The 21,765-nt window shown below is 31.3% G+C and carries 20 protein-coding genes and 2 pseudogenes; 4 read left to right on the forward strand and 18 right to left on the reverse strand.

Going from position 1 to position 21,765, the window contains the following annotated elements; all coding sequences use genetic code 11:
- The 6 genes and pseudogenes from NSR03_RS13675 to NSR03_RS13700 form a co-directional block, all read right to left on the reverse strand.
- Positions 1–243, reverse strand: a pseudogene (locus NSR03_RS13675) (tripartite tricarboxylate transporter substrate binding protein); the annotation flags it as partial.
- Positions 244–596: 353 nt separating this feature from the next.
- A pseudogene (gene tcuA, locus NSR03_RS13680) lies at positions 597–2,089 on the reverse strand (FAD-dependent tricarballylate dehydrogenase TcuA).
- Complete coding sequence (locus NSR03_RS13685; RefSeq protein ID WP_069820747.1) at positions 2,076–2,900, reverse strand: LysR family transcriptional regulator; 825 nt, start codon at positions 2,898–2,900, stop codon at positions 2,076–2,078. Before NSR03_RS13685 ends, tcuA begins: the two are co-directional and overlap by 14 nt.
- A gap of 373 nt (positions 2,901–3,273) precedes the next feature.
- Complete coding sequence (locus NSR03_RS13690) at positions 3,274–3,435, reverse strand: hypothetical protein (RefSeq protein ID WP_002511900.1); 162 nt, start codon at positions 3,433–3,435, stop codon at positions 3,274–3,276.
- A gap of 91 nt (positions 3,436–3,526) precedes the next feature.
- Positions 3,527–3,799: a hypothetical protein gene (locus NSR03_RS13695; protein ID WP_002511899.1), complete on the reverse strand. Its 273-nt coding sequence runs from the start codon at positions 3,797–3,799 to the stop codon at positions 3,527–3,529.
- Positions 3,800–4,149: 350 nt separating this feature from the next.
- On the reverse strand, positions 4,150–4,746 hold the full coding sequence (locus NSR03_RS13700) for an NDxxF motif lipoprotein (protein WP_002511897.1): 597 nt from the start codon (positions 4,744–4,746) through the stop codon (positions 4,150–4,152).
- A 555-nt stretch (positions 4,747–5,301) separates the two neighbouring features.
- On the opposite strand from NSR03_RS13700, the gene NSR03_RS13705 reads away from it, so the two are divergent.
- Positions 5,302–5,922 (forward strand): hypothetical protein, encoded by a 621-nt coding sequence (locus NSR03_RS13705; RefSeq protein ID WP_069802645.1) that lies wholly within the window; start codon positions 5,302–5,304, stop codon positions 5,920–5,922.
- Positions 5,923–6,211: 289 nt separating this feature from the next.
- Here NSR03_RS13705 and NSR03_RS13710 read toward each other — a convergent pair whose 3' ends face one another.
- Entirely contained in the window at positions 6,212–7,147 is a 936-nt protein-coding gene (locus tag NSR03_RS13710) for an alpha/beta hydrolase (protein ID WP_002511895.1), read from the reverse strand.
- Positions 7,148–7,713: 566 nt separating this feature from the next.
- On the opposite strand from NSR03_RS13710, the gene NSR03_RS13715 reads away from it, so the two are divergent.
- The 3 genes from NSR03_RS13715 to NSR03_RS13725 all read left to right on the forward strand — a co-directional run bounded on the left by NSR03_RS13715 (position 7,714) and on the right by NSR03_RS13725 (position 9,493).
- Positions 7,714–8,106, forward strand: a complete 393-nt coding sequence (locus tag NSR03_RS13715; RefSeq protein WP_069820748.1) for a hypothetical protein — start codon at positions 7,714–7,716, stop codon at positions 8,104–8,106.
- Positions 8,096–8,803 (forward strand): peroxiredoxin, encoded by a 708-nt coding sequence (locus NSR03_RS13720; protein WP_002511893.1) that lies wholly within the window; start codon positions 8,096–8,098, stop codon positions 8,801–8,803. Before NSR03_RS13715 ends, NSR03_RS13720 begins: the two co-directional genes overlap by 11 nt.
- Positions 8,804–8,875: 72 nt before the next feature.
- Positions 8,876–9,493: a flavodoxin family protein gene (locus NSR03_RS13725; RefSeq protein ID WP_002511892.1), complete on the forward strand. Its 618-nt coding sequence runs from the start codon at positions 8,876–8,878 to the stop codon at positions 9,491–9,493.
- Between the two features lie 53 nt (positions 9,494–9,546).
- Here NSR03_RS13725 and NSR03_RS13730 read toward each other — a convergent pair whose 3' ends face one another.
- The 11 genes from NSR03_RS13730 to NSR03_RS13780 all read right to left on the reverse strand — a co-directional run bounded on the left by NSR03_RS13730 (position 9,547) and on the right by NSR03_RS13780 (position 21,465).
- Positions 9,547–10,923: an MFS transporter gene (locus NSR03_RS13730; RefSeq protein ID WP_394802335.1), complete on the reverse strand. Its 1,377-nt coding sequence runs from the start codon at positions 10,921–10,923 to the stop codon at positions 9,547–9,549.
- A gap of 108 nt (positions 10,924–11,031) precedes the next feature.
- Positions 11,032–11,832: a Cof-type HAD-IIB family hydrolase gene (locus NSR03_RS13735; RefSeq protein WP_002511890.1), complete on the reverse strand. Its 801-nt coding sequence runs from the start codon at positions 11,830–11,832 to the stop codon at positions 11,032–11,034.
- Between the two features lie 299 nt (positions 11,833–12,131).
- Entirely contained in the window at positions 12,132–12,482 is a 351-nt protein-coding gene (locus NSR03_RS13740) for a PTS glucitol/sorbitol transporter subunit IIA (RefSeq protein ID WP_002506180.1), read from the reverse strand.
- A 21-nt stretch (positions 12,483–12,503) separates the two neighbouring features.
- Positions 12,504–13,520, reverse strand: a complete 1,017-nt coding sequence (gene srlE, locus NSR03_RS13745; protein WP_002506181.1) for a PTS glucitol/sorbitol transporter subunit IIB — start codon at positions 13,518–13,520, stop codon at positions 12,504–12,506.
- Between the two features lie 9 nt (positions 13,521–13,529).
- Complete coding sequence (gene srlA, locus NSR03_RS13750) at positions 13,530–14,081, reverse strand: PTS glucitol/sorbitol transporter subunit IIC (RefSeq protein WP_002506182.1); 552 nt, start codon at positions 14,079–14,081, stop codon at positions 13,530–13,532.
- Complete coding sequence (locus NSR03_RS13755) at positions 14,065–14,538, reverse strand: transcriptional regulator GutM (RefSeq protein WP_002506183.1); 474 nt, start codon at positions 14,536–14,538, stop codon at positions 14,065–14,067. Before NSR03_RS13755 ends, srlA begins: the two co-directional genes overlap by 17 nt.
- Positions 14,539–14,541: 3 nt before the next feature.
- Positions 14,542–16,425, reverse strand: a complete 1,884-nt coding sequence (locus NSR03_RS13760; RefSeq protein WP_069820750.1) for a BglG family transcription antiterminator — start codon at positions 16,423–16,425, stop codon at positions 14,542–14,544.
- A gap of 22 nt (positions 16,426–16,447) precedes the next feature.
- Positions 16,448–17,242, reverse strand: coding sequence for an SDR family oxidoreductase (locus NSR03_RS13765; RefSeq protein ID WP_002506185.1), 795 nt, complete (start codon positions 17,240–17,242; stop codon positions 16,448–16,450).
- A gap of 521 nt (positions 17,243–17,763) precedes the next feature.
- Entirely contained in the window at positions 17,764–18,546 is a 783-nt protein-coding gene (locus tag NSR03_RS13770; RefSeq protein WP_002511888.1) for an SDR family NAD(P)-dependent oxidoreductase, read from the reverse strand.
- 20 nt (positions 18,547–18,566) lie between these two features.
- Positions 18,567–19,814, reverse strand: coding sequence for an MFS transporter (locus NSR03_RS13775; protein ID WP_002511887.1), 1,248 nt, complete (start codon positions 19,812–19,814; stop codon positions 18,567–18,569).
- Positions 19,815–19,869: 55 nt separating this feature from the next.
- Positions 19,870–21,465: a xylulokinase gene (locus NSR03_RS13780; protein WP_002511886.1), complete on the reverse strand. Its 1,596-nt coding sequence runs from the start codon at positions 21,463–21,465 to the stop codon at positions 19,870–19,872.
- Positions 21,466–21,765 lie beyond the last annotated feature (300 nt).

Here is a 21,765-nt window from a genome sequence, read left to right on the forward strand (position 1 = left end):
TACTTCTCCGCCACCTCCAGGTTTATTAATCACATTAACATTTTGTTTAGTTAAGTCTTCATCAATCATAATTTTTTGTATCGCACGCGCTGTAGTATCCCAGCCGCCTCCTGGAGAAGCTGGTGCAACAATTTCAACCGTTTCATCAGGAAATTGCTTGTTTGATGCACTTGATTTATTGTCATTGCCACAACCTGCTAATACAACTGAAAAAATGACAAGTAAAATCCCCCATCTTTTCATCGGAATCCCCTTATTGAAAGCGTTTACAAAAATTCGCATTATATTCTAATTAAAAGTATTAAATGGGACATATTCATTCATTAAATAAGTTATGTTTGACTGAAAATTCTGTTTTTTTATAACAGTCGAATGTCGGCTACGTATACTAATATAATTAGATTATTTAATGGCATTCTTGCATCCGCATTATTTCGTATTGCGTTGAAATATCCAGAGCAATCAAGAGCAACTGGTTCCTAAAGAATTCATTATGCACGCTTGTCGCTAATGGATATTTATTTGCAACACCTAGTCAATTTGGCTATTACAAAATGTAATAGCACATATGTTTATATATTGTGTGAAAATGATGCTCAATTATCTATTTTGTTCTCTTGCGCATATTCTGCTGCTGATTTTCCAGCTCTTTTTCCATAAACTGAACCCGACATTAAACCAGATCCTCCAGGATAATTATGATAAAACAATCCTCCTACCATTTCTCCTGCTACAAATAATCCATCTATTGGATTGTTTTGTTCATCTAAAGCTTCAGCTTTAGTATTTGTAGAAATACCACCAAAAGCAAAAGTAATACCACATGTAATAGGAAACGCATAATAAGGGGCCTGATCAAATTTTAAAGCCCAATTCGTTTTTTCTGGACTAATACCTTTTGTAGATTTACCATCTTTCACACTTGGATTATAGTCTCCGTCTTAACACTAGCGTTGTACTCATCAATCATTTCAACAAAATCATTAGGATTGATATCCATTTTTGTAGCTAGTTCTTCTAATGTGTCCGCTACAATCTTAGTCGCTTCTGTTAAATTATATTCTTTTCTCAACATAGAGATGACTTGAGAATCAAAAATTTGAAAAGCTTTTTGGTCAGGTTGTCTCAAAGTCTCTTTTCCATATTTTGCATAAGTATAATTTCTGAAATCAGCACCTTCATCAACAAATCTCTTGCCATTTTTATTAATGATTAATCCCAGTGGATAAGATGATTTTTTATAGATATCACCAGGTTTTGAAAAATCGCCCACCTTAGGAGCGTTATAATCTGTAGTATGTGCATGACAACCATCATAGTGACCTGCTTTATTAGCTCCGATTTCTGTCGCTATTTCTATTCCGTTGCCTGTGTTATATTCAGTACCTCTAACGATTGCTTTTTCCCATTCTTCACCTAAGTTTTTAACCCTTTTATCTTTACTCGCTTCAAAACTACCACATGCTAATACAATAGCCTCAGTATTTACAGTCACCTTTTGCTTATTATTATCTAGGTAAGTTACTGCTGATACTTTATTATGATCCATTTCGATTTTGTTAACTTCAGCACTATATATAATATCAATACCTAGTTCTTGGGACCTTTTAAATAAAGTGTTCATTAATCCTATCCCTTTATCTACTGTTTTTATCGGTAAGCCACCCCAAAAATTTTTATTGCCATTAATTTCAAAGTATTGATTTTCATTTAATTGAAATTCTACTCCTTGTTTTTTCATCCATAAAATAGTTTCAAATGACTCATTTGCTAAAAATTTTGCTAATTCTGGATTACTCTCACCATTAGTTACTTTTAAAATATCTTCATAAAAATCTTCAGTATTATAATTAGGCATTTGTATTTCTGATAAATCATTTTCAGATAGTGCTGTAACAACTTCTTTTATTCCTTGCAAATCATTGTAAGCAAACCTTATTGCGCCATCAGTAAATATTGAGTTGCCCCCTCTTTTTTCTTTGGGCGCTTTTTCTAATACAAGCACTTCACTACCATTCTCTTTTGCTGATATTGCTGAACTTAGTGCAGCATTTCCTGTTCCAACTACAATTACGTCATATTTCTTCAAAAATATCCCTCCATAAAAAAAGTAATCTAAAAGTATCTCTATAAATTATTTCATTCTTTTTATCTTTAATAGGTACAATATTTAAGTTTTTATATTCCCTAACACCAATATTTGGAGCAATTGCATAACCCATACCTTTTTCTACTAACTTTAAGCAAGACTCTAAATTATCAATTAACATCGCTTCATTCGGAGGCTCGTTGTAAGATTCTTTCCACCAGTTATCGATAGTATGTTGTAATCTTGTATCAGTCTTAAAAGCTATCCTAGACTTGGAAGGTAATTTTTCTAAATCAATCTCATCTTCACTGATTATACATATTGGTTCTTTATTTAACAGGGTTTTATAGCCCTTCCAAGATACGTCTCCTCTTACGATTGCAAGAGAAACTTCATCAGATTCTATTAATTTATAGATAGACTGACTCCAAGAAGTAACAATTTTGAATTGAACTTTTTGAAAATCATTCGTAAAACTACTAAGTAGTTCAGGCAGATCATATCTAGCTAAATTTTGCGAGACACCGAGCCTGATGACTCCCTCATCCTCATTATCTATACTGTGAAGATAATCTTTCATCTTATTAAATCCATTTAATGTTTTTCTAGCATAATGAACGAGATGGCTACCTTGAGAAGTGAATCTAATACCTTTCTTAGTACGTATTATTAACGGCACGCCAAATTCTTGTTCAAGTGTATTAATTTTATAACTTAGCGAAGGTTGAGATACGTATAATTTTGTCGCTGCTCTTGTAATATTTCTTTCATCATCCAATGTTTTTATTATCTCTAAATCTCTAAAATCCATGGCTGTTTTCCCCTTTGATCGCGTTAATTATAAATTATTTTTATCGCGTTTCGTTATGTATCTATATTAAAACCTATCATGAAATGTCATTAAGCTCATTATATTAACCTTTAAAAATTACTATTTTATATTTTCTAAATATAAAAATACTCCCTTCCAAGTTTTTCACATGTTATGTGATTACTTTGGAGGGAGTTTATTAAAATGAAATTGAATTGTTATTTATATTTTTGAAAAGTTGAATAGCGTTTATTTTTAATATTATATATCTATAATGATCGCTTTCCGATATACTATATCGTTTGATAAAAATGTTTTATTAATTAGTTAAGCATGCTTAACAATTATTTTAGCAGCCTAAACAATTGTTGGTTTACTCTTTTTCTAACCTTCTCTTTTTATCAAGATCAACAGTCATACCAATCATTGCGCCTATTGCAATGCTAGGGCCGATACCTAAAGGAAAACCCAATGTATAACACATTCCAATAGAGATGATCGCCATATATGGAATCCAATTAATAAATTTTTTCATACCTATATCTCCTTTAATATTAAAATGACATAATTATTTTATTCAAATTTCTCTTCATCAACTCACAACATTCAGCTGTTTTATTATTCTGCTATTCATCTTTTAATTTTTTAGATTTTTTCACCTTATCAAAAGAAGAAAAGCCTAAAATAAAAGCAATAAAACCTAATATAAAGCTTAAAACAATCAATCCATTTAATTCTTTATCTTCAAAAATATTAATTAACTCCAAATTTCCTAAACTGCTCCAAATTCTATTATGACCGATATTCAAACCAGTAACATTTAAAAATATAGCAATGATGACGACACCTATAAATACGAAAAAGCCATCTTTTACGCCACTCACAATTCTCTTTTTCACACTTAAAACTCCCTTTTCTTTTTGGAATCTAAAACAATATTTGAGTATGGACGTTAACATCGGAATACTTAACTCTTACAAATCTTATCTAAACTATATATTCAACGTTTTTTATCACGATTATTCCAAAATAAAAAGAGAATAAAAAACAACAGATAAAAAGAAAACCAAGTGTCTAAATATTTTTGATTCATTTGTTGATATGTAAAAAAAGCTAATAAAATTGTCAAAATAGTTTGGATTAAAAATAAAAACCACTTCACAGTATCACCTCTTTACAGACAAAGTTCAACGAAATGGTAATTGCTTTATATTTCGTACTTCGTTGTTTCTATCTAACTCAATCACTTTTATTCAAAAGCCTTTGTTTGGATATCATGCTTATTCAGAAATTGTTCTACTTCTTTTTGTTTCTTACCATTAACTTGCTTTTTATATTGAGCATTTATCTCTTTTATTTCGCCTACATTTTTTAATTTTGTTTGGTCAGTATTAGAATCATCCATTGTTGCATCTACTTTATCGTTGATTTTATTCATTAATTCATTCACTGAAGTTACATAATCACTTACTTTTAAACTTCCTTTTTCGTATTGCTTCGGTAGCTGATTATTTTCTATAAACTGTTTAAAATTTTTATCATTTTTATTTGTAAGCTTAGTAAGTTTATTTAATTTATTCTGGTCTTTTTCATTTAATTCGTCTTTATCTCTAATTTTCGAAGTATTTTCATCTAATGCATCAAATGTGTCCAAATACTTTTTGATACTTGAACCCATTTCATCTTCACTAATCTTTTCGTCACTCTTTTGACTTGAAAAGACCTTTTTGGGAATTTCTGTTGCTTTTGCTTCTTGATCAGAACTTTTGTTTTCGGATTCTCCCTTGCTACAAGCAACTAATAACAAGGCTAATGTTATCAATGATATGTATTTTATGATTTTCATAATAGCCTCCTCTTTACTTTAGAATACCATTTTTATAAATATTATAAATACTTTTAATTAAAATTATATTTTTATTATTACTCCAATTGTTTTATTAAACCCAAAATTGTTTAAACGAGCAAGCGATTTTTTAAAGAACTAGCAGTAGTCTGACACACTCTTGTGGGAAAATGCTATATGAAGACTACAAATTGAGGCAATACATACGAAATAAAGGGAAAATCGTTAAAAAAGTCGGAGAAACTGTCGACATACAGAGTCTTACTTTCAATAAAAATTTTTTAACCTACTCATAATTAAATTCGAATGAATCAATTATGTTTCTTTAAATGTTGAACTTTGATATAGTCGGATATTGAATATAAAATATCAGAATTATATTAAAAACAAGCGATTTTTATTTCTTTGAAATATTATTTCTATTCAAAAAAACAGACTTTAGCACTTCACATTTTAATGTGGGGTGTTTTTCTATGTTTTTAAATCAACGTTTAATAATAGATGTTGTGAAGACTATCTATTATATAAGCAAAAATTTTATAAGGAGCGTAATGTATGATTATAAAGGATAGTATTACTAATCCATTTAATATAATTTGTAAAAATAAATATGAAGAAACAAATGCCTTCACGTACAATAGATTAATAAATTATGGAAGTGCTTATTATTATTTAAAAGATACTTCATTTGATTATATTTCAAAAAGTGTTATTAGTAAGTGTGATGGTGTAGACAACGAGGAATTCAAATCTAGATTTTATCATTATGGAGAAACTGAAAAATTTTGTATCGAAGAACTAGAAGTAACCTCTACATTTGAAAATAAAGGTGTTATGACCATCATGTTTTGTGACGTGATGCTAGCAATGTTAACTAGTGAATTATCACATCAACATCATATAGAGGTTAAATTTATAAATACATCAGATTTGATAAAAGATGGCAAAATAGTAAACGTGTACCATAGTGTGATACCTAATTATGAATTATCAACTACTAAGCCTGATAGTACAAGGATATCTTTAGAAGGCCAACGTAATAAATCAAGTATTGAATTTTATCAAGATATTTATAATATATTTCCTTTAGAGACTAGAGAAGAAGATATTGAATATTATACAAATCTAAGAGCTGAAAAAATAAAAAGTTTTAATGAAAAGTTAAAAGCTATTTAGATAGTTAACAGCAACTATCCGTAAGCATTGTTATTAGGGGTAAATTTGATTTTGAAACAATTAAGTCGCTTCATTAAAATATGATGTTTATTTTTTTATATGTTAAAAACATAGTATATGTGCGAAATATTTATCTCTTAATAACTGCTTATTTATATTTTCTAAACTAAAAAATTTCCCTTCAAAGTTTTCACATTTTAAGTGTGTACTTTGAAGGGAGATTGTTACTTATATCGATCAAAATAATATGAAATTGTGAACTTATATTTTTATATGAATGAAGTCACTTTTATTTCAAGTTAGATTCGAAAAATTCTTTTAATTTGTTAAATGGAATTTTTTCCATATTGTCATACAATGTTGAATGCGCAGCGCCAGGAATAATTATAAGTTCTTTAGGTTCCTTAGCTTGCTCATATGCTGATTCACTAAGGGGTTTAGAAAATGCTACTTCCCCTGCTATAAATAAAATTGGTCTAGGAGATATTTCATCTATATACTGCATGACAGGTGTAGTCATAAATGAAAGTGGCATAGTGGCATTCCAATTACCATTAGATAAAATAGAATTTTCATGGTAACCGCGTGATGTTCTATAAAATTCGAAAGTTTCTAATGTATCTTTATCTGGATTATCTGGTAATTCAGATGGCAATTGATCTTCCATAGGAGCATATGAACCATTTTCAAAATCTGTCCATCTTTGTTGACTTAAAGCTTCCAAAAATTGAGAACGTTGTTCTGCGGGTAGACTACCTAATCCAGCAGAATTATCATACATAGACACTGTGGCAATCGCTTTTACTCGTTTATCTACAGAAACTGCATTTAGTGTCATTGATCCCCAGCCACATATACCAATAACGCCAATACGATTACGATCAATATTAGGTTGGACACCGATGACATCCACCGCAGCCATAACATCTTCAGTATTTATATCTGGAGCAGCAACGTTACGTGGTGTACCACCACTTTCCCCTGTATAAGAACCATCAAATGCAAGTGACGCAAAGCCAAGTGAAGCCATTTGATTAGCATATCGACCTGAAGCTTGTTCTTTGACAGCCCCAAAAGGTCCAGCAACAACAAGTGCAGGTAAACTGTTGTTGTCGATATTTTTAGGTAAATATAAATCACCAGCTATTTCTATGCCAAAACGGTTGATAAATCTAATTTCTTTTCTTTCAACATTTTCATTTAATTCAAAAGTAAAATTTCTCATTTTAAATCTCCTCCGTTTTTATTCAATGCGTTTTCATAATTTTGAAGCACGTTTTCATAATTTTGAAGCACGTTTTCATAATTGTTTATTTTATAAGTGATTGTTTCTAGTGCGCTGTTATATTCTTGTATTTTTTTATAAAGCTGTGTTTTCTGTTGTTCTAAAATATCGATTCTTTCTTTTGAGAAAATAATATTAATGTCTCCCTAATTCACAAAGAATTTGGGAGATATTTTTAATTGTTACACAAAACAATAAATATAATACGTATTTATTGCGAAAAGTTTAATATATTAAAATTGTGGAATATATACACCATAACAGTAATTTCTCTTAAGTGTTTGAAGATTTAAATCTCATTCACAGTATATAGTTTATTAAAAACAAATAATCATATTTCCTCAATCTTCAATATAACTTTTAAAGTTCATGTCTAATAAACAAACGACTCAATATATTCCTTTTGTATAAACGACTTTTTTAACCTTTTTAACAATTTCCATTACAGTTTTAAATTTTCAATTCCAAAGCTACGATATCAAATTCAAAGTTTAGGTGTGATAATTATGAAAATAGAACAATGTATAGAAGATTTTATAAAAAGTATTATTAAAAAAGATCCAGAGTTATTTTGTAGTTTATTATGCCCTAAAGATTTATCTCTTTTAAGAAAAAAACTATATATAAAAACAGGACACCTTGGTGTAAATCGTTATATAAAAGATAAATACTTAAAAAAACTCACACGTTTAGTAACTACTTTTTACAAATACGAGTATTTTAAAGATGGCGATAAATATATAGTGAAATATTCTTTTGATCAAAACAATTCTTATCTTAAGACAGAATTCAAAATCGTTGGCGATAAAAATACGCCATTATTTAATTTGAATATAAATAAAATGCAAGTGAAATTTTTCAACCATCCTTCTACTGTAGGTGATGTACATGCCACTTAATTCAGATTTACATTCCGAAACACAACGTCTGCCACGCATTGGAGAAAAGGCTCCATTTTTTAAAGGTCAATCCACACAAGGTGAAATAACTTTAGATGATTATAAAAATGACTGGGTGATTTTATTTGCTCATCCAGCTGATTTTACGCCAGTTTGTACTTCAGAATTTGTAGCATTACAAAATCAATATTCGGAATTTCAAGATTTAGGTGTGAAACTGGTTGGTTTAAGTGTAGATAGTCTTGCCTCACACGTGGCATGGTTAAACAGTATCGAAGAGTCTTTTGATGTACAAATTGAGTTTCCACTTATTTCAGATGCCAACAAGGTAATATCAGAAACTTATGGTATGTTGGCGCCTGAATCAAATAATACAGAAAGCTCAAGAGCAGTATTTATTATCGATGATGATGCTGTGGTTCGTGCCATGATTTACTATCCAATGACTACTGGTCGTAATATCGACGAACTTTTACGTGTTACTAGAGCGATGAAGACCTCTGATGAAACAGGAGATAACACACCTGCTAATTGGAAAAAAGGAGATAATTTATTAGCCGCCCCACCAGAAACGCTTGAAGATGCTAAAAAACGAATGAAAGATTCTAATTATGACTGTAAAAATTGGTATTATTGTGAAAAAGATGATGAGCAAAGCTCTAAAAAATTTTATAACCCATTTTTATATAACAATTAGTCCTACTCCAATAAGATGAGTTATTACTTCTCTCTATTATTCAAAATAAAAAGATAACATGGAGGCAAAGTCATGACCTTGAAAGCAATTATTTTAAATGCATCTCTAAAACACAGTGATGAACTATCCAATACAGAAGGGTTAGCGCAAGAAGTCACTGACATCTATCATAAAGAAAATATAGCGAGTGAGATGATTCGATTAAGTGATTATAATATTTCTTATGGCATCTCTGATGATATGGACGGTGACGACGAATGGCCCCTCATTTTAGAAAAAATTAAAAACGCAGATATTTTAATTATTGGTACACCTTTATGGCTAGGTGAGAAAAGTAGTATCGCAACGCTTGCTATTGAACGTCTTTATGGCAGTACAAGTTTAACCAATGAAGACGGTCAATCCATTTTTTATAATAAAGTGGGCGGTGCGATTATTACTGGTAACGAAGATGGCGCAAAAAATGCCGCGGCTTCAATACTATATGCCCTATCTCATATTGGCTTAACAGTACCTCCAAATGTTGACGCTTATTGGGTTGGTGAAGCAGGCCCAGGCCCTTCTTATTTAGACATCGAACACGTAAACGAATTTACCAAAAAACACGTTGAAATGCTCGCTTATAATACAATGCACTTAGCTAAAATTTTCAAGGATAATCCAATTCCGAATAAGGGTAATCAATTATAAAAAACAATATTAAAAAGCCAGTTGCTTCATGCAACTGGCTTTTCGCGTAGTATTTAAGCTTTTATATTTTTCGGTATAATAATCTGCGCTAAAATCACACCAATGATCATTAACATTATACTTGCCATGAAAGACCAAGTCGCTGCCACGCTTGCACTATGTGTCACTTGTACCGCCGCAAATATTGTTGTATTCATTGCAATGCCAAACGCCCCACCGAGTGAAGAAGTCATTTTATACAGACCTGAAGCTAGGCCAATTTTTTCATCTGGAATCGTTAAAATAGCTACAGTTAAACCAGGTGTCGCACATAAACCATTGCCAATAGCAAAAATAACAAAACCAAATGTTACAGCTACAATATACCAGTCAGATGGCAATACGGTTAAACTGGCGAAAATAATGCCTATTGCAGGAAATAATGGTCCTACAAGTAACATTGGTTTACCTCCATGACGCAGTGATATTTTTTCCCCTAAGCGAACCATTAACACTGCCATGATGACATACGGCACTGTCACTAAACCTGATTGAAACGGCGTTAAGCCCAATTCTGTCTGAGCATAGATATTAAATACTGTTGTTACCCCTATACCTGTATTAAGTACAAAGTTAACCAAAGATGACCCAACGAGCCCACGGTTACGGAATAATGCAAAATCAATAAATGGGGCACGCTTTCGACGTTCAAAAAAGTAAAATACAATTACAGAAATAATAAATACACTACCACAAGTAATTGAAAAAGGACTCGTCCAGCCTTGTTCAAAGCCTTGCGTTGCAAATAAGGTGATGCTCCCTATTAAAACGGCAAAGATTAACATACCTATATAGTCAAATCGTCGATTATCGATTACTTCCTTAGCTTCTTCTTTCGTACCAAGTAATAGTACAAATGCTATGATAGCGATAATAATAGACAAGATGAAGTTAGACTGCCAATTGATATATGTAGCGATAAATCCACCAACCAATGAAGCGATACCTACGCCTCCAACAGTACCAATCATTAAGTAACTAATCGCTTTACGTAAATCCTTACCTTCAAATTGATCTTTCAGCACACCTACTGTTGCAGGTAAGAGTATGGCTGCTGATATACCTTGTATGACTCTCCCTATAATAAGTAGTGCCGTAATATCAGAAATAATAATTAATAATGAGGCGATAATACTTAAAATGATGCCCAAATAGGTCATTTTAAGTCGCCCTATTTTGTCTGACACATCACCTGCACCCACCATAAAGATACCAGTTGCGAAAGATGTGATACTCACTGATAAATTAATAATACCAGGCGTTGTTTGATATGTTTGTTGCACTGGCGTAGATATATTTATAAACGATTGAACAAACAGCCAATACGTTAATACACTTAATACAATAGCTAAAATTAATTTGTTGCCAGATTGTTGTTTCGTACTCATGATGTTCTATGCCTCCATCTTATATAATTCATATATTTAAAAAACATATGTACTAGATAGATAATATCACACAAACAACTACTTATTGTTAAAAACTATTATATATATTTATTATTTAAAATTTAGTAATAAATTCAATGTTTGTACTACGCCATCAGCATTATTATTTATAGCTATTAAATTGGCTTCTGCTTTCAACTCTGGGTATGCATTATCCATGGCCACTTTATATTTCGCTGCTTTAAATAAATCAATATCGTTTAAGCCATCGCCAAATGCAATTGTTTCTGCTGGACTGATTTGAAGTAAACTTTGAATTCGGTTAATAGTTGTTCCCTTGTTAACCCCTAAATCTGCAATATCAATCCATTCTTCATCAGATGCGATGATATAAACCTCTGACTCATAGTGTTTAATCTGCTTTGCAGTCTCTTTACACTTACCTGTTGCATCGTGTACAGAAATTTTTAAAATATCTTCTTCAATTTCATCATAACTATTAATATAAATTACATTTTGGAATGAGCCATGTACCAATATCTTCTCTGATTCTTGTGTATCTTGTAAGACATATGCACCAGATGCGGTACATGCAAGTACAGTTTGCGCTGGATCAATATCTTTAATTACTTGAATAATTTCTTTAGCTTTACTATTTTCAATCGTGGCATTATAAATAAAATCACCGTTAAATTTAATTCTTGTTGCGCTATCTCCTACGATAAACGTATCTTGTGCTAAATCCCCAATAATACTTTCGACACGCTCACACTGTTTCCCCGTACAAAACACAAACCGAACATTGTGTTTCTCGCAATTTTCTTTTAATAATTGAAATGATTCACTATTAAATTGACTTTCATTATTTAAAAATGTTCCATCCATGTCCGCAACAATCAGTTTAATATCCATTGTAAATTCCCCTTTAATCATAATTAAGATAATTGTATCGGTTTATAAATGAAAACCATAATATTTATCTTTATTTGATACGTCAATCCAAATAAAAAAGGTAACTCAATGAGCTACCTTAGACTGTCTATATTGATTTGTGTATAGTTTAGTTGGAAATAAGTTTCAACTATTTCTTTATTAACTAGTCAGGAATTGCCTCAAATTACCTTAAGGATTTAAATGACTCTTAACTATACTCAAAATTAACATAAACAAAACTATGAGTTAGTAGATTAATTCCCGGGAATTAATTGAAATTACTTAATTACTATCTCTGAACCTTCTTTAATAATTGGAATATCTTTATCTTCAACATATAGTGTGCCAGATTGCTCTGCCACTGTGCCGCCATCAAATTTCACCGTTATATGACCTAAATCATTTAAATTTTTATTAACTGCTGAACCTACTTTGGTAATATCAAATGCTGTATTATCTATATAAAAATTTTGTTCCTCAGTAATACTATCTTCAACAGATTGCACTTCAATAATATAGCAGTAATCTGCTAATTCTTCAGGGGCATTGTCTCCAAATAATATAATCATTTTTTCTTCTTCAAATGCTCCTGCATCTTGCCCGATTTTTTTTACTAACGTTTTATACAATTTTAAAACCCTTTCTTCAATTTATTTATATAATCCAAAACTTGCGATCCAAGCTACAAATACACGAGGCATACCATTCAAGAACCTTGAATATAAAACAGAGGGAACGCCTACTTCGATTGTTTTCGTTTCCGCTTCTGCTAATCCTAAACCTACAGGGATAAAATCAGCACCATTTTGTGTGTTAATTGCAAACAAAGCTGGTAATGCTAAATTCGGAGGAATGTTGCCTTTACCAATTTCCACACCTATTAAAGTACCTAATACTTGGCCAATAACCCCACCTGGGCCTAACAAAGGACTTAAGAATGGCAATGAACAAATGAATCCTATAGCTAATAGCCCCCATATATTTCCAGCAAGAGGTGACATAATTTGTGCGAAAAGGTCACCGATACCAGATCCTTGGATAATACCAATCAATAAAGCTACGAATCCCATAAATGGAAGTATGGTATGTAGCATTGTATCTACAGCATCACGAGCAGCTTGGTAAAAAGTGTTTATAACCTTTCCTGCACCCAAACCAATTTTAGTTAAGAATGACTTGTTTACTTCTCCTTCTCGTGTTTCCATAATTTTTTTATCTTTAGAATAAGTGCCAGCTACCTTTTCAGCTGATGTATTATCTTTTTGAGTTGTACTCTCACTCAAAGATGTTTCTTCTGTTTCCGACACTTCTGATACTTGTCCTTCATCTACGTTAGAAACATAAATATCTTCCGTAATATATTGACGCAATGGTCCACTTTTGCCTGTAGCCATAATATTAATAGTAGGTATTCCTTTTTTAGGATAAATACCACATCTTAGTGTCCCACCACAATCTATAACAGTTGCCATTACTTCTTCATCTGGCACTGATGTCTCAAATCCATTAACAATTTCTGCTCCTGTAATATCAGCAATTTTATCCACAACTGCAGGTTTATGCCCACCAGTTATATAAACTAATTTATTCTTTTTGCCTGCTACAGCAATTTTCAGTGGACCACCAAATCCTCCAGAACCTTTTACGATTTCTACTTGTTTACTCATTTTTTCACCTCAACCTTCCAAATTAATTTCTTTACTCAGTTTAACTTTCTGTTGCTTTTCTACGTAACTTGTTGTGAAATCAGTAATCCAACCACCAATAAAGTTCATAACTAAACCTACTAATAAGTAACGCACTGCTAAGTCAGCTGTTGGTAAACCTAATTGTTGTATTCCATTGGCAATACCTAAGAAAATAAATAATTCAGCTGGGTTTATATGTGGAAATATACCATTACTTGTATGAGCGAACTGTGCTGCAGATGCATAATAACTCGGTTTGTATTTTTCTGGCATAAATCTTCCTAATGAATGAACCATCGGATTTGCTAACATAAATGATCCTAAAAATGGTAAAACTAAATATCTCATAAATGGGTTACGTGCTGATTTTTGTGCAATAATATTAATACGGTCTTCACCTATCAGTTGAATTAGAGTATTCATAGCTATTAATAACATAAGTACTAATGGAACTATTGTCCCCATCCAATCAATAAATGTATCCGCGCCCGTTTGGAATAATTTTATAAATCCTTCTGCGAATTTAACGATGTAATCCATGTTTCATACCCCTTTCATTTTTAAATAATTTGTTTACCTTTTTAACTGCTTTCATCAAAGGCGATGGAATTTTTTCAATTTCTCCACCTTTATCAATAATATTGAGTGTGTGTTGAGCATCTAATATTGCTTTAACTAGTAATTTATTATAATTTTTCAAATCTTTATCAGTAACTTTATTTAATTTAAAACCTTCTAACCCTTCTAGCTTACGAAACTTAGAAAATACTGTTACCCCTTGCATGTAACGGCCTTCTTCAATTTCATTTTTTCCGTTTAATTGGAATAAAACCAATGTTCCTGCTTTAAATATTGAAGGTCTTCTCCCAATCGCCACGCGACCATTACTACGTAAATCTGTATAATTTTTCGTGAAATTTTTTATCTGCAAAAGTCCCAATAAATATTGAACAACAAAACCAACTGCAGCTAATACGATGAGTATTATGAAAAACATAACTTAATTCCTCATTTCTTGATTTAATAATTGTGCAAAATCAACAAAGGTAGTTTTCTCGGAAAACTTATTAATTAAAAATGCATTTGTTGATAAATTCAATATTTTCTCATACGTTCGAATTAATAATGCTTCATTTACAACTCTTTCAGGAGTAGCTATAAGTACGACAATTTTTAATTCAGGATAATCGATGCACCCTTTTTCTAAAATTGCGACCTTGATATATATACCTTCTCTATTTTGACTAGCATGTGGGAAACCTAGATTTTTATTAACTGTAGATTTTCTTTTTTCTCTTTCGATAATATGTGCTTTGAAAGTGTCCTCAACTTTATTTTCGTGATATAAAATATCTACCATTTTCCCAATTACTTCTTCATAACTAAGTAGTTCATTTATATAATGCAAATCGTTATCAGACATGCTGTCAACAATGACACTTTTGTTAAAAATAGTTTTACTTTTTAAATCTTTATAGATTAAAAATTGTTCTACTTTGAGTTTTAATAATTGTTCATCGAATGCATCTTCTATATAAATAACTCTATTGAAAAGTCTGTTTTCTTTAGTCGTTGATATGATTAGCTCATAGTCATTTACTACATGTTCATTAAATTCTACCTTTTCAATCGTAGTAATATTGATGTTCGATCCAAAAACTTTATACAAATTATTTTTCAACAGTTTAAGGGTACTTAATCCATAATCTGTCACTATTGCAATATTAGAAATTTCATTTAATTCTTGTTCTAATTGCTCCAAATAAATACTGAAGTAAATGGTTAAGAATCCTAATTCTTGTTCTGAAACATCCAAACCAATCTCTTTCGTGATATTTTCACCTAATACTTTTGACAATTCATAAGCAAAGGGAAAACGTTGTTTCATATCATAAGAAATTTCGTTATTAAGTCTAATGTCAAAAAGCATACGGTTGATTAAATGTTTTATATGTAACCGTATATCTTTGGTAAATAACGAATAATCTATTTCTATTGCAAAGTTTTCAATAACGTCATCTACTGTGTTTGAAATAATACGATTAATTAGTGCTTCATCTGTGGATGAAATTAATTCATCTAATATAGAGGCACGTCGTCCCATTAATTGTATGACGATTAAAATCATCTCTTTATCTACATCAATATTTGTATATTTTTCATTCAAATAATCTCGAATAAAAAGTATTTCCTTATAGTCATTTGAAGAGAAAATATGATTGTCTAAAGTGATATCATCATCTATAAGTTCACTTTCTTCTATTCGCTCTATTGTCACCAATATAGAAACAAGAAAACGATTATAAGATTGTTCATCAAGCTTTAACGTCTCGCGAAGTTTAGTTAGATGTATAAATAATTTATCCTCTATTTCAGTATTGTTATACCGATCCATGAATTTCTCAATAATTAATTTTCGAATATCATACTCAAACCCACCGATAGATAAACCTACATTGGTTTTACCAATGACTGAAACATCGTATCCATCTATTTCTATTTTGAGATTACTCAATAAATTATTCACGCTCGTTTTACTCATAAAATAATACTCTGCAAGATCATCAATAGTAATGGGATGATTTTTTAGTATTTGAAAAAATATATCAACCATGGCGTTATAATTAGAAAAGTTATTTTCCTCATTATTTCTCACTAAATCTTCAAAGTGATTAAAAAACGCTTGCTCTTTCTTAATATAAAGCGTTAGAGTTCTATGATATTTAGATATAACAACCAAACCATCAAAATAATGATTAATTTGTTTTATATAATTTAAAATAGTCTTTTCTGAAACTTCTATGTTAAATGATAATTTCTCGAGAGAAATATTGTCATTGAGCAGTAATTCAACTATTTTTATATGTTTTTCACTTAATTTCATAATTTCCCCCTATTTTATGGGGTTACCCTCTGGATTTACCACCTGAAATGTTAATTGTTGTACCAGTGATATAACTTGATTTGGTAGAACTCAAATAACATACTAAATCAGCAATTTCTTTCAATTGCCCCACTCTTTTTAGAGGAATGGATTTAGAATAATCCCCATTTAATTTATCTACAGTTGTATTTCGACTATACGCTAATGCCTCTTCATATTGAGAGGTGCGTAATCCAGTTTCTTCAATTATTCCTGGTGCTATAGCAACAACACTAATATTGTGCTTGCCTAACTCCTTAGCCCAACTTCTAGTTAAACCAATTAATGCAGCTTTAGTTGCTGAATATATACTTTGACCCTCAGAACCTTCTTGTCCCGCTTCACTTGAAACATTAACAATGTGGCCATGTTCTTGTTGAATAAAATATTTAGCAACTGCTTGGCTGAACCAAATAGGACCTTTTAGGTTTACATCAAACATAAAGTCCAAATCTTTGTTATTGATTTCGTATTCAGGATGTTCTTCTTTCTCATCAACTAGCACACGTGGTAAGTTAATACCCGCATTATTGATTAAAACATCTATCTTACCTTCTTTGGAATAAACTTCATCTACAGCATTTTGTACGATGTCTCTATTTGTTACATCTACTTGTAAAAAATTGTATTTTTCATTATTTACTTCACTATTTTTCAGATCTGCATTATAAACAACTGCGCCATTATCTAATAAGTTATTAACGATTTCATTGCCTATGCCTGAGCTCCCACCTGTAACAATTATAATTTTACTTTCTAAACCTAACCAACTATCCATAACTGATGTCCTCCTACTAAAATTGATTTGTCCTCATTATATTTGGAATCGTTTACATAATTAATACAAAGATTTGTGCATATTTAAGAAAAGTTACAAATAATAGAAGAATTGTTGATAGTGTTTTCAATAAATTAATTAAGTATAAGGCTATATTCTTTAGGAAAATTCAAATTATAATGGAACCATTGACTGAAAGTCATTAATAAAATCCAAATAAAAAAGGTAACTCAATGAGCTACCTTAGACTATCTATATTGATTTGTGTATAGTTTCCAATGGTTCCACTTTAGAATATATATCGCCATTATTACTTTTCGTATATGAGTTACAGATCTTGCATAAGAACTACTTGTATTCATAAATGAGATAGTGGTTCTTTAAAAGCTTAATATAAGTGCATTTTCAAAGCAGTCAGCTACCCCGACATAATAAATGAGACTAAGACATGTATGATGTCTTAGCCTCATATTAGGTACTTTAAAGTAATTTCTACTATTTAATAATTATCATATGTTGAATTAAAGTGCCGTATAACCACCGTCAATAGTAAATACACTACCTTGTGCAAATGAAGATGCATCTGATGCTAAATAAACAACAATACCACCTAGTTCGTCTGGCATACCAGGACGTCCCATTGGTGTGAAGCCCATCCAATCTTCGATCATTTCTCCACCTTGATCAAAGAATGGTTTTGTTAGTTCTGTTTTCATGTAGCCAGGTGCAATAGTATTAACTTTGATATTATATTTTGACCATTCCATTGCTAAACTTTTCGTTAACATGATTACTCCAGCTTTAGAAGCATTATAAGAACTTTGCTCTTGAGGTTTATTCGCAATTAAACCTGACATTGAAGATGTATTAATGATTGAACCATATCCTTGTTTAATCATGACACGACCAACAGCTTGTGCTACTAAAAAGATGCCATTTAAGTTTAAATTGATAACCTTATTCCAATCTTCAAATGACATTTCTTCTGCTTTTGCATTAATCGTCATCCCTGCATTATTTACTAAAATATCAACTTTACCAAATTGTTCTAAAACATCTTCGACCATTTTATTAACTGCATCAGGATCTGTAACGTCAACTTTTAATCCAATTGCTTCAACATTTTCGTTTTTCTTAATTTCTTCTGCTGTTTCTTCAGCTACTGCTATATTTATATCTGCAATAACTATATGTGAACCTGCTTGCGCTAATGCTGTAGCCATTGATTTACCTAGACCCATTGCGCCTCCTGTTACGATTGCTACTTTTTCATCTAATTTAAATTGTTCTAAAACGTTTGTCATAATATATCACCTTTCTATAATTAATGATTAGGTTGGTTAACTTTCATAAAGAAAGTTAAAATAAATCCTATAAAATAAATAATTGCATATGTCCAAATAGTTAATTCAGGACCTGCTATAGGAACTGTTATTGTTGCAATAGCAGGACCAATGAAGTTACTTAAGCCTGCGGATAAATTATGAATAGATACCGCAGCACCTTTATGATTAGGTTCTAAAATAGGGAAAATCGCAGACATCGGTACAAAAGCTGCTACAGCAAAACCGAACATAACAGCTACACTGCCAGCAATCCAAATGTTAGGTCCTGACCAAATAGGTAAGTAATAAAAGGCTAATGTTGAAATAACCATACCTATACACCCAAACCACCGAACTTGTCTAACCCAACCGATTTTATCACCAACAACACCCCAAAATAGATTAGTGAAAATAGTTACAATGTACATGAGACCCCATATACGTAACCATTCTGATGTTGTAAATCCTACGGTGTCTGTAAATACAATCGGCATAATAACGACTAAGCCAAAGAGGGCTAATTGATTAATGGTTCTAACAACACTTGCAATTGCTATTTGAGGATTTTTCAAAATGGTAATACCTCTAGCAAACTCAATTAACATTTCTTTTGCTGTTAATTTATCAGCTTCTTTGTCTTCACCTTTTTTATCTTTAACTAAGAACATCGCCATCAATCCACCGATTAAAATAAAGATTATTGATGACCACAATGTTCCCATAAAGCCAATCCAAGGAATGGAAAAGCTAGGTATATATGTTCCTAAGAAACCTATACCAACAGAATACATGGCCCAAAACCATCCCATCGCAGAAGCTAAACGATGTCGTGGTGCTGAATAAGTAATCCACACAACGAAACTATAAATAAACATTGGATATGCGAAGCCACGGATACCATACATGATCAGCATCATTGTATAGCTATGCTGCTCTATACCTAAAGTTAAGAAACCAACATGAAAGACAATCCAAATAATGAAAGCTAATATCATAATTTTTCTTGGACTGAAAATTTCTGCTAAAATACCAGAAAGCCATGATGCGATTGCTACTACTAAGCCGTAAAGCGTTAAAACGGTAGAAGCTTGATGGGCTTCAAACCCAATATTAACAATGTACTTAGATAAAAAGGCCTGCTCTATTCCATCACCTGTCATAAAGATGGCTATTGCAACATAACCCCAAATCAAAGTTCTCGGTAAACCTAAAAATTGCTTCGGCTTATCTGCATTTAATGATTCCACACTAATCTCTCCTACGTATTAAAATATGCTTTATTCACTGTAACTAACACTTACATTAAGCGTGTTCATCTACTTGTTGTTCCAGTTGAAGAGATGATTTGAAACGTTGAATGTATTTTTTAAAGCTCTTTATATCATTCTCGTTAGGCTCTATAGTAAATTGCTCAGTATGTTTAAAAGCGTGGATACTTAAATATTCGGTTAAATTATTATGCTGTTCTTCTACCAAATATCGTGCTAATACAGCTATCCCCCATGCGCCGCCTTCACTTGCTGTCTTCATCACACTAACCGGACTCTCTAATGCTGCTGCTAAAAACGATTGCGCTACTTTTTCTGTTTTAAAAATACCTCCATGACCTAACATGGTATCTATTTGAATATTTTCTTTTTCTTTTAATAAATCAATACCGATTTTCAAAGTACTAAAAGCACTAAAAATATGTGTTTTCATAAAGTTTTCTATATTGAAATCGCTATCAACATGACGTAAAAACATTGGATAACCTTGTTTTACATCTGTTATAAATTCACCTGAGATATATCCGTATGATAATAGCTTGCCTAGATCTTCGTCTCCGTTAAAAGCGCTTTCAAACAACTTTGTAAATAACTCATTTTTATCGTATTTCACATTCATTATTCTAAATACATCTTCAAAAAGTCCAATCCATGCATTAATATCAGAAGTACAATTATTCGCGTGAACCATAGCAACATCATAACCATCTGGTGTTGTTACTATGTCTACTTCTGGATATACATTTTTAATTGGTTGCTCTAATACAATCATCGAAAAGATACTTGTTCCCGCTGAAACGTTGCCTGTTTTAGGAGCGACACTATTTGTAGCAACCATACCAGTAGCTGCATCGGACTCAGGAGCACACATTGGGCAACCTGATTTCAGCTGGCCATTTGGGTCAATCAATTTTGCACCTGTTTCTGTTAAATATCCCGCTGACTCACCTGCTACAATTACTTCTGGCAGAATATCTTTAATATCTTGTTGATACCCTAATCCTTGAAATAGTGTGTTAAAGCTCTCCATTAAATCTTCGCGTAACTCTTTTTTATCAGTATTAATTGGAAACATACCAGATGCATCGCCTATACCTAACACTTTTTTGTCTGTTAAATACCAATGAACATAACCAGCTAACGTTGTCATATATTTTACTTTGGATACATGATCTTCGTTGTTTAAAGCTGATTGGTATAATTGGGCAATACTCCAACGTTCAGGGATATTTACATTAAAATCATTTCGTAATAATTTAGCGGCTTCATTCGCATTGTTATTTCTCCATGTTCTAAAAGGTACTAATAAGTCATCATTTTTATCAAAAACTAAATAACCATGCATCATTCCACTAATGCCTAAAGATGACAAATTAGTGATAGGTATACCGCATAAATTTTTAATTTTTTGAGCCATTTCATTATAACTTTTTTGAATACCTACCCAGACATCATTCATTGAATAAGTCCAGTAACCATTTTCATATTGATTTTCCCATTCATAAGAACCTGTAGAAACTGTATTGCAATGGGGGTCAATTGCTACAGTCTTAATTCTTGTCGAACCAAATTCAATGCCTACTGAAAGTTGACCAGTGTTAACATAATCCTTCAAGACTTCAATATCCATTTGCTTACCTCTTTCTTTATAATATGTAAACGGTGTCAAAAACGTAGATTACGCTTAAATTTCTTGAAAGTCAAAGTTTTGCCCTTATAAAAAAATTAAAATTTAAAGTATACTATATTTTTATTCATAAGTCCTATATGATATTAATTTTGAATTAAAAAGGAAATTTCAAAAAAATATATAGTATCTACTTTTACAAATCTGTCTTTTAGATGGAATAATATAGCAATATTTATATTACATAAGCAATTATTATTATCTTTTTAAGCATTATATTTCTAACAATATATGTAAAATTAA

It is taken from the genome of Staphylococcus sp. FSL W8-1207, assembly GCF_038003745.1.
Classification (GTDB): domain Bacteria; phylum Bacillota; class Bacilli; order Staphylococcales; family Staphylococcaceae; genus Staphylococcus; species Staphylococcus equorum.